Origin of the sequence: Sorangium sp. So ce302 (assembly GCF_051530145.1) — a bacterium.
Taxonomy (GTDB): Bacteria; Myxococcota_A; Polyangia; order Polyangiales; family Polyangiaceae; genus Sorangium; species Sorangium cellulosum_B.
In genome coordinates, this window is the sequence record NZ_CP150326.1 from 11,726,181 (window position 1) to 11,740,956 (window position 14,776).

The 14,776-nt window shown below is 73.9% G+C and carries 7 protein-coding genes; 5 read left to right on the forward strand and 2 right to left on the reverse strand.

Annotation, left to right across the window (positions count from 1 at the left end):
* Positions 1–20 precede the first annotated feature (20 nt).
* Positions 21–4,595 (forward strand): AMP-binding protein, encoded by a 4,575-nt coding sequence (locus WME73_RS44430; RefSeq protein ID WP_437913510.1) that lies wholly within the window; start codon positions 21–23, stop codon positions 4,593–4,595.
* Positions 4,592–5,593 (forward strand): NAD-dependent epimerase/dehydratase family protein, encoded by a 1,002-nt coding sequence (locus WME73_RS44435; protein WP_437742319.1) that lies wholly within the window; start codon positions 4,592–4,594, stop codon positions 5,591–5,593. The genes WME73_RS44430 and WME73_RS44435 overlap by 4 nt, the downstream gene beginning before the upstream one ends.
* 44 nt (positions 5,594–5,637) lie before the next feature.
* Here the strand turns inward: WME73_RS44435 and WME73_RS44440 are convergent, their stop codons facing one another.
* Complete coding sequence (locus WME73_RS44440; protein ID WP_437742320.1) at positions 5,638–6,558, reverse strand: DUF2267 domain-containing protein; 921 nt, start codon at positions 6,556–6,558, stop codon at positions 5,638–5,640.
* Between the two features lie 193 nt (positions 6,559–6,751).
* The gene (locus WME73_RS44445) at positions 6,752–10,801 is read right to left on the reverse strand and encodes a transglutaminase-like domain-containing protein (RefSeq protein ID WP_437913511.1); all 4,050 of its coding nucleotides are present in this window, start codon (positions 10,799–10,801) and stop codon (positions 6,752–6,754) included.
* A gap of 150 nt (positions 10,802–10,951) precedes the next feature.
* On the opposite strand from WME73_RS44445, the gene WME73_RS44450 reads away from it, so the two are divergent.
* From WME73_RS44450 to WME73_RS44460, 3 genes are all read left to right on the forward strand, one after another.
* A complete protein-coding gene (locus WME73_RS44450) occupies positions 10,952–11,395 on the forward strand; it encodes a hypothetical protein (RefSeq protein ID WP_437295835.1) in 444 nt (147 codons plus the stop codon).
* A gap of 92 nt (positions 11,396–11,487) precedes the next feature.
* The gene (locus WME73_RS44455) at positions 11,488–11,919 is read left to right on the forward strand and encodes a hemerythrin domain-containing protein (protein ID WP_437742322.1); all 432 of its coding nucleotides are present in this window, start codon (positions 11,488–11,490) and stop codon (positions 11,917–11,919) included.
* 55 nt (positions 11,920–11,974) lie between these two features.
* The gene (locus tag WME73_RS44460; protein WP_437913512.1) at positions 11,975–14,773 is read left to right on the forward strand and encodes a protein kinase domain-containing protein; all 2,799 of its coding nucleotides are present in this window, start codon (positions 11,975–11,977) and stop codon (positions 14,771–14,773) included.
* Positions 14,774–14,776 lie beyond the last annotated feature (3 nt).

The window sequence follows — 14,776 nt, forward strand, 5'->3', positions numbered from 1 at the left end:
CTGGAGTCTCGATGAGCCATATGGGTGTTACGAACGGGGCCGGAGCCGGAGAGGCAGTGCCGGGGTCGCCGGGTGGGGCCAAGGGCGAGGAAACCGCGGCGGCCCCGCCGCTGGTGCCGTCGCACGTGCTCTCGGGCAAGCGGCTCGTGGTGGTCGGAGGGACCGGCTTCCTCGGCAAGGTCTGGCTGGCCATGCTGCTCGCGAGGTTCCCGGAGATCGCCCACATCTACCTGCTCGTCCGGGCCAAGGAGAACCAGTCGCCGGAGGAGCGCTTCTGGTCGCAGATCGTGACCTCGCCGGTCTTCGACCCGATCCGCGAGCAGTACCCCGGGCCCGCCTTCGAGGAGTACCTGCGGCAGAAGATCACGCCCATGAACGGCAACGTCGGCCTGCCGCTGCTCGGGCTGGGCGACCGCGTGGGGGAGCTCACGGGCACGATCGCCGCGGTCGTGAACGTGGCCGGCGTCGTCGACTTCAACCCGCCGCTCGACGAGGCGCTCGAGGTCAACGCGTTCGGCATCAGCAACCTCGTCGAGCTCGCGCGGACCCTCGGGGCCAAGGTGATGCACACGAGCACCTGCTTCGTCGCAGGCTACCGCTCCGGGCTCATCGAGGAGAACCACCCGGCCGAGATCCCCTTCCCCCGCGCCGCGGGCGAGACGTGGTTCGGCGCCGCCTGCCCGAAGCGGACCCTCGATCGGTCGCACTGGGATCCGCAACGCGAGATCAGCGAGTGCCTCGACCTCGTGCAGCAGGCGCGCCAGCGGTGCGAGGACGCCTTCCGGCAGAGCGCCTTCCTCGACGAGGCCAAGGCCAACCTGGCCGCGCGCAGCGAGCCGTGCCGGGGCAGCGCGCTCGAGAACGAGCTCGCCAGGGTGAAGCGCAAGTTCATCAAGGACCGGCTCATCGAGGCCGGCAAGGAGCGCGCGCTCTTCTGGGGGTGGACCAACATCTACACCTACACGAAGAGCATCGGCGAGCAGGTCCTCGCGAGCTCCGGGCTGCCCTTCACCATCGTCCGCCCCGCCGTCGTCGAGACCGCCGTCGAGTTCCCGTTCACCGGCTGGAACGAGGGGATCAACACCTCGGCGCCGTACCTCTACCTCGCCTCGAAGGGGCAGGTGCAGTTCCCGGGCGACCACGACGTGCGGCTCGACCTCATCCCGGTCGACATGACCGCGAGCGGCATGATCGCCTCGCTCTGCGAGCTCATCGAGGGCCGCGCGCCCGCGGTGTACCAGTACGGATCGACCGACACGAACGGCTGCCGGGTGACGCGCTACCTGGAGCTCGCCGGGCTCTACAAGCGGCGGCAGGTGTTCGAGGGGAAGAAGACCTCGCTCTTCGACGTCGTGTCGTCCCGCTTCGAGCCGCGCGGGCTGACCCGGCAGCAGTACGGCGCGCACGGCGCGCGGGCCATCGAGGGCGCCCTCCGCGGCCTGGGCGGCCTGCTCAAGACGGCGAGCGTCGGCCCCGCCGCGGCCCTCCTCAAGCCGGCGGCGGCCGCGCTCGAGAGCGCCGCCAGGACCGAGCAGAAGACGGCCACGCTCCTCGAGGTCTTCATGCCGTTCGTCGCGGAGGGCGACTGGATCTACTCTTGCGCCAACACGCGCGCGGCGATGGCCCGCATGCCCCCCGAGGAGCGGGCGCGCTTCGTCTGGGCGCCCGAGAAGATCGACTGGCGCGACTACATCTGGAACGTCCACCTCCCCGGCCTGGAGAAGTGGGCCTTCCCGCTCATGGAGGAGATGCTCCGCCGGGAGATCAAGCCGCTCCGGCCCTACGACAGCCTGGTCGACCTGCTCGACGAGGTCGCCGAGCGCTTCGATCACGCGCTCTCGGTGCAGCGGTTCGAGCAGGACGGGCTCTCGCGCACGAGCTACCGCGAGCTCCGCGACGCGGCCTGCATGACCGCCGCGCGCCTCGCCGCGCTCGGCGTCCGCCGCGGCGATCGCGTGGCGCTCTCCGGCGCGAACCAGCCGGCGTGGCCCGTCGCCTACTTCGGCATCCTCCGCGCAGGCGCTGTCGCCGTCCCGATCGATCCCGGGCTCGACGCGAAGGCGTTCGCGGACGTCCTCCGCTCGTCGACAGCGAAGGTCGTCCTCTGGGACAGCGGCGTGGAGCAGAAGCTCGGCGCCGACATGCGCGCAGCGCTGCCGAACCTGGTCGCCTTCGACATGGTCGGGTTCGCCGAGGGCCAGGTGCCCGACCTGGGCCCGGCGTCCGGCGACGGGCTCGCGCCCCCGGACGTGCGCGTGGGCAGCCAGGACGTCGCGAGCGTCGTCTACACGAGCGGCACGACCGGGGAGCCGAAGGGCGTGCTGCTCACGCACGGCAACTTCACGGCGCTGCTGGCCTCGCTGGCGCCGCTGTTCCCGCTCAAGGCGAGCGACCGCGTGCTCAGCGTGCTGCCGCTCCACCAGACCTTCGAGGTCACCTGCGGCCTGCTCCTGCCGCTGTCGCAGGGCGCGCGGATCATCTACCTCGACGAGGTCTCGGCCGATCGGGTGAGCGACGGGCTGAAGAAGGCGCGCGTCACGGCGATGGTCGGCGTGCCCGCGCTCTGGCAGATGCTGGAGCGCCAGATCGTCACCAGGGTGAAGGAGCAGGGGCCCGCCGCGGCCACCGCGTTCAGCTGGGCCATGGAGCTGAACCGCATGCTCGGCAAGCGCCTGGGCCTGAACGCGGGGCGCCTCTTCTTCGGCAGCGTCCACGACGCGCTCGGCGGCAACGTCCGCTTCCTCATCTCGGGCGGCGCGGCGCTCCCCAGGGACACGGCCGCCGTGTTCAAGGGGCTCGGCCTGCCGCTCGCCGAGGGCTACGGCCTGACCGAGGCGGCGCCGCTCCTGACCGTCACCAAGCCCTCGCCGGCGGCGAGCCCGGGGAACGTCGGCAAGCCGATCCCCGGGGTGAAGATCAAGATCGCGAACCCGGACGCGAACGGCGTCGGCGAGGTGCTCGCGCGCGGCCCCAACGTCATGAAGGGCTACGCCGACGACCCGGAGGCGACCCAGGCGGCCCTCGACGCGGACGGGTGGCTCCGCACGGGCGATCTCGGCAAGCTCGACAAGCAAGGGCGGCTCGTCCTCGTCGGCCGGCAGAGCGAGGTCATCAGCGCGGCGAAGGGCGAGAACCTGTACCCGGCCGACATCGAGCGAATGCTCGGCAAGGTCGAGCACGTCAAGGAGCTCGCCATCGTCGGGATCGACAACGGCCGCGGCGGCGAGCAGGTCGCCTGCCTCGCCGTCCCCACGGCGCCGGGCGCGAAGGGCGGCGAGGGCGACGCGGCGCTCGCGCGGGCCACGCAGCACGAGCGCGCGCTCGACGCGCTCCGGACGGCGATCCAGGCGCTGCCCAAGCCGTGCCACCCCATGGCCGTCCACCTCGACGACGCCGACCTGCCCCGCACCGCGTCCGGTCAGGTGAAGCGCTCCGAGGTGAAGGCGATCGTCACGCGCCTCGCCGCCGAGGCCGGCGCGGGCGCGGCGGCCGTCGCGCAAGACGCCGGCGCGGCGATTGCAGAGCCGAAGGCGCACGGCGTGGGCGACGAGCCGATCCACATCCCCCGCCCGGTGGCCGACTTCGCCAAGCACTGGATGAACAAGGTCCAGTCCGGCTTCTACGGGAACGTCATGAGCCCGAAGGTCTACGGGCGCGCGTTCATCCCGCACAACCGCAACACGATCGTCGTCTCGAACCACGCGAGCCACCTCGACATGGGCCTCGTGAAGTTCGCGCTGGGCAGCTACGGAGACGGCCTCGTCTCGCTGGCCGCCCAGGACTACTTCTTCGAGGGCAACCGCTGGCGGCGCGCCTACTTCGAGAACCTCACGAACCTCGCGCCCTTCGACCGCAAGGGCGGCCTCCGCACGGCGCTGCGCCAGACCGGCGACATCCTGGATCGCGGGCGGACCGTGCTCCTCTTCCCGGAGGGCACGCGCAGCCCCGACGGCGGCATCCTCGAGTTCAAGCCGGCGATCGGGCACCTCGCGCTCACGCACAACGTCGACATCCTGCCCCTCTACCTGGGCGGCACCTTCGAGGCGCTCCCCAAGGGGCGCACCGTCCCGATCCGCCGCGATCTCGTCGCGCGCATCGGGCCGCCGCTCGCGATCGGCGACCTCCGGCGGCTCACCGCCGGGATGAAGTACGCGGTGGCCTGCCGCAAGGTCGCGGAGCTCACGCAGCTCGCCGTCATCAAGCTCAAGGAGGGCGGCGCCCTGGATCTGAGCCGGGTCGAGAGCATCGATCAGGCCGCCACCACCGCCAAGGAGCACCCGCTCACGGTCCTGTTCCGCGAGCTCGAGTCGAAATACGTGGCGGGGCGGGTCACCCAGCCGATCACCTACTACGTGACGCTCGGCACGGAGGACGAGGCGAAGTGGACGCTGCGGATCGACGCGGCCAGCTGCGAGGCGCGGATCGGTAAGCCAAGCCAGCAAGCGGACTGTGTCCTCAAGACCACGCCCGAGATATTCACCAAGATCGTCCGCGAGGCCTACACACCGAGCCCGATGGAGTTCATGACGGGCCTCGTGAAATCGAACGACATCTCCCTCCTGCAGACCTTCCAGAAGGTTTTCGACCTCGCATGAGCCGCTATCTCGTCACCGGCGCGACCGGTTTCCTGGGATCGCACCTCGTCACGGCGCTCCGTGGGGGTGGCCATGACGTGGTGGCGCTCTGCCGGGCAGAGGCGCCCGCGCTCGCCGCGCAGGGCGTGGAGCTTCGCCGCGGAGACATCCTCGACGCAGCGTCGGTGCGCGGCGCCGCCGAGGGCTGCGACGGGGTCTTCCACTGCGCCGGGCGCGTCTCGCGGCGCCGCGAGGACGCCGAGGCGCTCTACCGGACGCACGTCGAGGGGACCAAGATCACCCTCGACGCCTGCCGCGACGCCGGGGTGAAGCGCGCGGTGATCGCGAGCACGAGCGGCGTCGTCGCGGTCAGCAAGGACCCGAGCGACGTCCGCGACGAGACGGCGGCGACGCCGATCGACCTCATCGCCGGCTGGCCCTACTACCGCTCGAAGCTGTACGCCGAGCGCGCGGCGTTCGATCGCAGCGGGCCCGGCTTCGAGGTCCTCGCCGTCAACCCGAGCATCCTGCTCGGCCCGGGCGACGTCCACGGCGCCTCGACCGGCGACATCGTGAGCTTCCTCGAGCGCCGGCTCCCCTTCACCCCCGCGGGCGGCCTCTCCTTCGTCGACGCCCGCGACGCGGCCCAAGGCATGGCGCTGGCGATGGACAAGGGCCGCCCGGGCGAGCGCTACCTGCTCGGCGCCGCCAACATGAGCCTGGAGGTCTTCTTCCGCCGCCTCGCGCGCATCTCGGGCGTCCCGGCCCCCGCCCTGCGGCTGCCGCGGAGCATCGCGCTCGCGAAGGCGGGCGCGCACCTCATCGAGCAGGCGCGGAAGCGGCTGCCGTTCGATCTGCCGGTCGATCCGGTGTCGGCCGAGATGGGCCAGCACTTCTGGTACCTCGACGCGACGAAGGCCCGGCGCGAGCTCGGCTGGACGCCGCGCGATCCGCTCGAGACCCTCGCGGACACCGTCGCCGACCTGCGCGCCCGCGGCGTGGTCTGGCCGCAAGCGTAGGCGGCGCGCGGCGCGCGGCCTCGTCGCGCCGGGCCGATCCCGGCTCAGATGGCCCGGCGGAGCGGGGTCGGCGGGAACAGGTCCTTCATGTCGAGCGGGAGCTGACCGCGGAACCCCTCGATCTCCCCCGCGGACACGCTGTCCGCGACGGCCTCGCAGATCGCCTGCAGCACGAAGCCGGCGGCCTCGCGGTCCATGCGCAGCTCGCGCGCGACGTCGGCCTCGATGGTCGCCGTCGTGATGCGCTTGTCCGGCCCGTCGAGGAACGGCTCGAGCGACGGGTGGAGCTTCGAGGGCAGCTGCGCGACGAGGTGCCGCGCCTCCTGGGGCGTCACCCTGCGGCAGAGGCAGCCGAGGACGATCTGCAGCGCGAGCTCCGCGCGGTCGCGCTGCTGGAGGCCGCTGTGGCGCTCGACGGCGTGGATCAGCCGGCCATAAGCGCTGTCAGCGCGCGCCTTGCGCCGGGTGAGGGCGCGCACGCGGCCGTGCGAGCGCTCCGGGCGCGCGGTCCCCTCGGGGTGCAGCGCGCCTTCCGGCTTGAACCGGGCGGCCACCTCGAGCTGCGCCTTCACGACGGAGCCGGCGGCCTCCGCGTCGATGACCCCATCGGCGAGCAGATCGTCGAGGGTCACGAGGCCGACGGGCCGCCCTTGCTCGGTCACCGGCACGCGCCGACACGCATGATCGCGCATGGTGCGCACGGCGTCGTCGATCGACGCGTCGAGCTCGAGCGTCGCGATCTCGTCGGACATGATGTCGCGCAGCATCGTGCTGCGCGCGTCGAGGTCGCCTGCCACGACCTCCAGCGCGATATCGCGGTCGGTCACGATGCCGGCGAGGCGCTGGCCGTCGTGGACCAGGACCGCGCCGACGTGGTTGTCCATCATCGCCCTCACGGCGTCATAAGCGGTCGAGCGCGGGCTAAGAACGATCATTCGCGGGCGTCGGTACTCTTCGAGCGACATGGCGAGTCCCTCCCCTGGGCAGCGCGTTCGGGGTTGTGCGTGCGTACGCCAGAGCGCGGCTAGCCAGAATGGTACCAACCGAGGCGGCGCGCGTGGCCGGCGGGTGGACGCGGCGCGCGGGATCGCCGATCGCCGCCGCGAGCGGACGAGCAAGAGCCTGGCGCGCCGCCAGCGCGAGGGGCGGAGCCGCTCGTCAGCGGATCGCGCCGCGCGCCTGCGGCGACGCACCGGCGCCGCCCGCCCCGGTGCCCAGCGCGCTGCGCGCCTGCTTGCTCGCAGGCGCGACCGGCGCGAGCCGCACCATCCGGTGCAGGAGCCCGTCGACCCGCTGCAGCCAGCCGCGCCAGGCGGCGTACTGCGCCACCGGGATGGTCGACTGATCGAGGATCACGCGCTCCTTCACCACCACGGCGTTCTTGCCGGGCACCTTCGCGAAGGAGATCGTCGCCCGCCCGAACGCGCCGCCGTTCTCGTCGCCGCCCGGCGGGAGCTCGGCGAACGCGTACCCGGGCGGGGCGGTGATCGTGATCGTCCGGTTGTGGTGCCGCGGCGCGAAGCTCGGCGGCAAGACCACCGGCAGCGTGCGCTTCACGAGCGGCGCGAGCTGCGACGTCATCGTGGACGCGCCCGAGAGCGGCACGGAGAGCTCCGCGCCCTCGCGGCGGGCGAGCCCCTCGGAGCGCGCCTCGTACTCGAGCGTCGCCGCCCCGTGCGGGAGATCGGCCTGGAACGCCACCTTGGGCTTCACGTCGACCGTCGGGAACCAGCCGTACGCGAGGTACCGCTCGACCCACTGCGCGCGCGCGTCGGCCTCCGCCAGGTTCGACCGGAGCTCGAACGCCGCGTCGCCGATGTGCCGCTCCTTCGCCGCGAGCTCGCCCGCGCCGGAGGGGAGCAGCGCGATCGTCCACGCGGCGTCGACGCCGTGATCGGCGGGCGAGCTCGCCGGCGTCTCCACGATCTTCGGCGGCCCCTCGTCGACGAACAGCGCCAGCGTGCGCGCGTCCATCGCCGGCAGCGGCCCCAGGCGGCTCTGCGGGCTCGTCGCGTCGAGCCACAGGCCCGGCGCGCCGCCCGCGCCCGGGAGGTACGCGATGCCGTGATCGAACACCGGGATCGCCGCCACCTCGCTCCGGAGCAGCGAGGGCTGGCCCGTGTAGCGCGTCTGCACCAGCACCTCCGTCGCCTCGATGCCGATCGACTTGAGCAGCGTGATGAGCAGCATCGCCTTGTCGTCGCAGTCGCCCTGGCGCCGCGCCAGGAGCTCCTGGGGGCGGTTCGGCAGCCACCACTCGCCCGACACGAAGTTCACGTACCGGATGTCGTCCGCCACGAAGTCGAAGAGCGCCCGCAGCTTTGCCTCGCGCGTGGCCTTGCCCTTGGTGAGCTCCGCGGCGAGCCGGCGGACCTGATCGTCGGGCTCCATGAAGCCGGCGACCGCGCCCCGGTACCACTCCCGGAAGTCGTGCCAGCCGTGGAACGTCGAGCCCACGACGACCGGCAGCACCTCCGCGAGGTGCGGGGCGAGCGGCTCCTCGGGCACCTCGGGCGGGTCGTCCCAGATGTACCGCGTCACCTGGCGGCCGTCCTTCTCGGACCTGAGCACCCGCTCGGCCTTGCCGTTCAGTACGTCGATCGCCAGGGGGTCGCTCGCCGGCGAGTCGACGACGACCTCGTTGTAGAGGATCGGCCGCGTGTCGGTCGAGCCGACGTAGTCGATGAAATAGAACGGCGCGTCGCCCCGGCGGCCGACGGGGCCCCGGGTCCACGAGCGCACCGCGACCTCCACCACGTCCCCCGCCTTGAGCTCGGGCCAGCGCACGAACGGCTTCTGCCCGCCCGCGCCCTGCTCGTCCGGCTGCGCCACCGTGCCGTCCTTGCGGTGGACCCGCGCGAGCAGGAGCTCCGTGTCCTCCCCCTCGGCGGGGATGTCGCGCTCGTAGAGATCCTGATCGGTGCGCGGCTCGATGACGATCTCGCGCGCGTAGTGCATGAGCTGCGAGACGCGCTTGTCCGGGTGGTACGTCACGACGCGCACCCAGTGGAGCTGCCGGTCGGCCACCTCCCCCTTCTTCGCCGGGGTCTGACGTGCGCGCGAGATGAAGACGCCGGGCGCGACGAGGTGCTGCTCGTCGCGCATGCGCTGCCGGCCCGGCGCGCCGGCCGAGCCCTCGCCGAGGCGGAGCGCGAGCTCGGCCTTGAGGTAGGGATCGCCGGGCGTGAGGTCGCGCGCCCGCGCGAGCGCGGCCGTGGCCACGCGCGACGCGGCGGCCGTCGGCCGCGCGCCCCCGCCGCCCTCCCGGACCGCGGCGAGCGCCTGGAACGCGGCGGGCTGGTTCGGCGCGACCTGCGTCGCGTACGACAGCACCTCGCGCGCCCACGCGACGCGGCCCGCGTCGTGCAGCGCGCGGCCGATCCGGATGACGTCCTCGGCCGACGTCTGCTGCGCGAGCGCCCCGGCGGCCGCCACCTCCAGCGCAGCGCCGCCGTCGGGCTCGAACGCGAGCACGTAGGGCGCGCCCCGCGACTCGGGCGCGATCTCGGCGAGCCGGCGCGCGGCCCGCAGCTCGAGCGCCGGGTCCAGCCGGGCCGCGGCCGCGATCTCCTGCCAGACGACGACCGGCGTCCGGTCCTTCTGCTCGCGCTCGACCGCGAGCAGCTCCTCGAGCCCGGCCCGCGTGAGCCCCGCCGTCGCGAGCTTCTTCTTGACGAGCGCCCTGAGGACGCGCGCCTCTGGATCGCGCGCCGAGCGCAGCGGCTCCTCGCGCAGCGCGGCCGCGGCCCAGTCGACCCGCTCCGAGGCGAGGTGGGCGGCGACCAGCCGGCGCTGCGCGAACGCCGCGGTGGCCCGGTCCTTCTCGGCGAGGCCCCGGGCGCGCGCGGCCTCGAGCCAGCCGCTGCGGTTCGCGCCGAACGGCGACACCCACCCCGCCAGCGCGAGCGCGTCAGCGGAGATCCCGGGCGACCGCGTCACGCGGTCGAGCAGCCCGGGCGCGCGGGGCGACCGCTGGTCGTCGGCGCCCCCGAGCGTGCGCGCCACGACGGCCGTGAGGGTCTGATCGAGCGACTGCGACGCGCCCGCGTCGAGTGCCCTGTCGAGCGCCGTCGCGACGGCGGTCGCGGCGCGCGCGCCCGGGGGCGGGGCCGGCGGCAGCTTGAGCGGCGTGAGGTCCGACGAGGTCGCGAGCGCCACGGGCCGGCGGTCCTCGTCGGTGAAGCGCACGCGGACGCGCCCCTCGTCGGCGATGGCCCCGGTGCACACCTTGAGGGCGAGCAGGTGATCGCCGGCGGGCGCCTCGATGCGCGCGGCGATGCGGTCGAGCACGAGGCGCTCGTGCGCCGCCTCGCTCGCGGCGACGTCGGCGCCGTCCCACAGGAGCCGCACGGCGCCGGTCGCGGCGACGTGGGCGAGCATCGGCTTGCGATCGAGCGCGGCCGGGACGGTGACACGCGAGGCGAGGTACGTGCAGGTCTCGGTGCGCGGATGGATGTAAAGATCGAGCGGCACGCCGCGCGCCGTCGACGCGGCGGGCAGCACCCTGCGCCACGCGACGTCGTACACCCCCCAGGCGTAGCGGGCGCTCATGTCCGAGAAGCGCTGGCCTTCGCCCTCGGGCCCCTCGCGGAGCGCGAGCCCGCCGCCCGAGTTGTCCTGGAACGGGCCGAGGACGGCGAACGCCTTGACGAGCCCGGACGGGTCCGGGGGCGCGTCGTACGAGACGGCGCGCGCGCCCGGCCACGTCGCCGCCGGCGGCTCCGGGGCGAGCGAGGCGGCGAGCCAGCGCGCCTCATCGGCGAGCGGCGAGGAGGACGCCCCGATCTGCGCGAGGCCTTCCCGGGCGCGGCCCTGCGCGGCGCGGTCCGCGAGCGCCGCCGCGATCACGAGCCCGGCGAACGCATCGTCGCCGCCCCGCCGCGCCCGGACCAGCGCCGCGCCGAGCATCTCGTCGGGCGTCGCGGCGGTCCACCGCAGCGCCAGCACGATGGGCGCGCGCTTCTCGGACGCAGGCGCGCTGCCCGCCGCGGGCGCGCTCGCGCCCGCCTTCGCGCCCCCGGCTCGCGGCGCCGGCGCGCTGCCCGCCGTCGCGCCTCCCGGACGCGGCGACTGTGCGTTGCTCGCCGCGGGCGCGGCGATCGCGAGCAGCGCGGCGAGCCACCCGCCCCCGCGGAGCGCGCGGGCGCGCGCGCGTCGATCTCGTCCTCGTCGATCCCGTCGATCTCCCCCCGGCGAGCTGCGCTCCATCGAACCTCGCTTCCCGGCCACGGCATAGCGCGGGCCCGATCGCGGCGCGAGCGCGGCGATCACGCGCGGGTGCGGCCGCGCCGCGCGCGCCGCACCCGCGCGCCGTGCGCGAACTTGGCCGGCGAGCCCGCGGCCCCCTACCGTGCGCGCATGCGCCGCGCTTCACGATGGCTGCTCTCGGCGGTGATGGCCCTGACCACGCTCACGGCCTCGCCAGCATCGACCTTCGCCCGCGACACCAAGGTCGAATGGAAGAGCGTCGACGTACCCGCGGGCGAGGGCCAGGCCCAGCGGGCTCGAGCGCTGCGCGGCATGCTCTCCAGCGCCGCGAAGAAGGCGGACTTCGGCAAGGCGAAATCGGTCGTGCTGAGCGCGCGTGTCGTCGAGTTCACCTCGGCCACGCGGGGCGACGTCCACCGCGTGAGCTGCACCGTCGTCGGCCGCGTCGTCGGCGGCCCCACCGCCCGCTCGCGCATCTCGTTCGGCGGCAGGCCGAGCGAGCGACAGGCGCTGGAGAAGCAGGTGCTCGCCATGGTCGCGAACGGCGTCGTCGGCCGGCTCGCCGCGATCGTCCGCGCCCGCGCGCATGACTGACGCGCACGACGGAGCCGACCTGCTCCGCCGCGGGATCGCGCCGCGCCCCGCTCGACCCTCCACGGGATCTGGACTACGACGGCCCGCACCTCATGGAACTGGACCGGATGGTGAGCGAGCTCTTCCAGGAGGAAGAGCTCGCTCGCGACACGGCGAAGAAGCTGATCGAGCTGGCGCAGCGCTCCACGGACGAGGCGAGCGCCGAGCGCGCGAGCCTGCTCGCGTTCCTGCGTGGACCGATGGAGCGGCACATGCGCTACGAAGAGACCGCCCTGTTCCCGCATTTCCAGGTGCGCGGGCTCGCCGAGGAGGTCCAGGTGGCGCTGAAGCAGCACGCCGCCGTGCGTGAAGCGACCGACGCCCTGGCCGGCGTTGCGCAGGGCGACGACGTCGCGCGGGCCATCGTCGATGTCGCCCGGCTGCTCCTGCACCATACAAATTTCGAGGGCGACTACATTTATCCAGAGCTCACCCACGACGAATGGCGCGAGCTGATGAAGGAAACCGTTCCGCAGGGCATCTGAGGTGGTACGCATGAACTCGACACGGATGTTGTCCTCGACGTAGGCTTTTGCCGCCGTGTCTATTGCAGCTGGTCAGGTGCTGAGCGAGCGCTACCGCCTCATCCGACCCGTGGGGCAGGGCGCGCAAGCCGCGGTGTGGGTCGCAGAGCACCTGGCGCTCGGCACGCATGTCGCGGTCAAGCTCATCGATCTGGAGCTCGCGAAGCAGGAGGACGCGCGCGAGCGGTTCCGCCGCGAGGCGACGGCCGCCGCGCAGCTGCGCAGCGCGCACGTCGTGCAGATCATCGATCACGGCATCGACGGGGAGCAGCCGTTCATCGTGATGGAGCTGCTCGAGGGCGAGGACCTCTTCGATCGGCTCGCGCGCCGGCGCCGCCTCTCGCTCCAGGAGACGTCGAAGATCGTGACGCAGGTCGCGCGCGCGCTCACCCGCGCGCACGGGGCCGGCATCGTGCACCGCGACCTCAAGCCGGAGAATTTTTTCCTCTGCGCGAACGAGGACGACGAGATCGTCAAGATCCTCGACTTCGGCATCGCCAAGGTGAAGGGGCAGGGGAAGCGGGTCGCCCAGCGCACCAGCGTCGGCACGCTCATGGGCACGCCGCACTACATGAGCCCGGAGCAGGTGAAGGGGCTCCGGGAGGTCGACTACCGCGCGGATCTCTGGGCGCTCGGCGTGATCGCTTACCAGTGCGTGACGGGCGAGCTCCCGTTCGACAGCGAGGGAGTCGGCGACCTGCTGATCAAGATCTCGCTCGGCGAGATCCCGGTCCCGTCGAGGGCGAACCCGGAGCTGCCGCCGAGCTTCGACGGGTGGTTCGCGCGCGCCTGCGACCGCGACCCGTCGCGGCGCTTCAGCAGCGCGCGCGATCTCGCGGAGTCGCTCGCCCGCGTCGCCGACCTGTCGACCGATGCCCCGAGCAGCATCCGATCGCCGCAGCCGCCGCCGCTGCCGCCCCGGGCCTCGCCCACGCGCCCGCCGGCGGCCCCGCCGCGGCCGGCGACAGGCTCGGTGATCCCGAAGGCGCCGCCGCTCCCCCGGGTGGCCGACCCCACGGGCGCCGCCTCGACGCGATCGCCCGAGCGAGGATCGGGCGAGCTGCCGGCGGACATGGCGGCCGCTCCGTCGTCGGCCAGGGCGAGCGCGAGGATCCCCGCGGTGCCAAGCGAGCGGCCGCAGACGCCGCCGCGGCTCACCGAGCGGCCTCCGCTCAGCGAGCGCCCGCCGCTGTCGTCTCGGCTCGGCGAGCGGCCTCTCGCACCGCCGCGGGCCACCGAGCGACCTCCGGCGCCGCCTCGGCCCACGGCGCGGCCTCAGACGCCGTCGCTGGCGCAGATCGGCGAGCCATCACCGGGCTCGTCCGAGCTCGGCGAAAGGCCGCCGCTGAGCCAGCGGCCGCCGCTCCCGGCTCGGCCCGGCGATCGACCTCCGGCGCCGCCGCAGCACAGCGAAAGCGCATCGCAGAAGCCGCCGGTCGCTGCCGAAACGCTGGTCGCCACCGGGACGCCGGTCGCTGCCGGGACACCGGTCGCTGCCGGAACACCGGTCGTCACCGGGACGCCGGTCTCCGCGCAGCCGAGCAGCGTATCGTCCGCGACGACAGACGGCGTCGACGCCCCACCAGGCGCGCCTGGACCGGCGCTGGCGCCCAGCGACACGTTCCGGAAGGCCGCCGACAGCGCGTCCTCGCTCGTCGACGTCGACATCGACGAGTTCGAAGAGGACGTGATCGATACCGACGTGGACGAGCCCTGGACGGCGCCGGCCGCATCCGCGGCGCTCGCTCCGCGCGCAGACGCAACGCCGGCCGCAGCCCAGGCGCCGGCCGAGCCCGCAGCCCAGGCGCCGGTCGAGCCCGCGGCCAACGTGCCGGCCGAGCCCGCGGCCCAGGCGCCGGCCGAGCCCGCGGCCAACGTGCCGGCCGAGACCGCGGCCCAGGCGCCGGCCGAGCCCGCGGCCAACGTGCCGGCCGAGACCGCGGCCCAGGCGCCGGCCGAGCCCGCGGCCAACGTGCCGGCCGAGCCCGCGATGGCTGCGCCCCAGAGCGGCGTACCCGTCGCGCCAGGCGCCACGGCCGAGCCGCCGCTCTCCTCGCCGACGCCACGCGCGCTCTCGCCACAAGAGGCCGATCCGCACGCGATCGCCCCCGAGCGCGAGGCGCCGCCGAGCCAGGACCCGTCGTCGGAGAAGCTCCGCGACAACGTCAGGCGGGCGGTCGCCGGGGCGGTCACGGCTACCGCGCCCCCCGCCTCGCTGCGCGAGCCGCCCCCGCTCGATCCGCCGCTCGCCCCTCGGGCTCGCCCGTTGCCCTCCGGCCAGTCGCCGGACCAATGGATGAAGGGGTCCAGCGTGAGCGGGGTGGCGCACGAGGCGCGCGAGAGCGTGCTTCCGGAGTTCGACCCCGGCTCACGTCGGCGCCGACGCGCCCGCTTGGCAGCCCTCGCGCTGGTGGCCCTGGCCGGCGTCGCCGCGTGGCAGGTGGTCCGCTCGCAGCGCCTGCCACAGAGCACGCCGGCGGCCGAGAGCGAGGCCCCGCCGCCGCCCGTCGTCACGGCAGAGCCCGCACCGCCGCAGGAGCCCGCGCCCCAGCCGACCGTCACGGCGAAGGCCGTGGAAACGGCCACGGCCACGTCCGCGCAGCCGTCGGCCAGGGCCTCCGCGACGACGCCGCCGCGGAAGAGGCGCCCGCCGCCGCCACCGCCGAAGAAGTCGCGGAAAGAGCCGGGCAAGGTGGACGACCTGACGATCGAGATCCCGACTCCTCCGGAGCCCGAGGCGGAACCGACCTCACCAGCAGAGTCGCCGCCCCCGGCCGGATCGCCCCAGGGCGATCCGGCCCCGCATGCAGAGTGAAGC

Bases quoted from the DNA above. Each gene is read 5' to 3' on its own strand.
- WME73_RS44430 (WP_437913510.1), top strand. From the start codon at position 21: ATGGGTGTTACGAACGGGGCCGGAGCCGGAGAGGCAGTGCCGGGGTCG.
- WME73_RS44435 (WP_437742319.1), top strand. From the start codon at position 4,592: ATGAGCCGCTATCTCGTCACCGGCGCGACCGGTTTCCTGGGATCGCAC.
- WME73_RS44440 (WP_437742320.1), bottom strand. From the start codon at position 6,558: ATGTCGCTCGAAGAGTACCGACGCCCGCGAATGATCGTTCTTAGCCCG.
- WME73_RS44445 (WP_437913511.1), bottom strand. From the start codon at position 10,801: ATGGAGCGCAGCTCGCCGGGGGGAGATCGACGGGATCGACGAGGACGA.
- WME73_RS44450 (WP_437295835.1), top strand. From the start codon at position 10,952: ATGCGCCGCGCTTCACGATGGCTGCTCTCGGCGGTGATGGCCCTGACC.
- WME73_RS44455 (WP_437742322.1), top strand. From the start codon at position 11,488: ATGGAACTGGACCGGATGGTGAGCGAGCTCTTCCAGGAGGAAGAGCTC.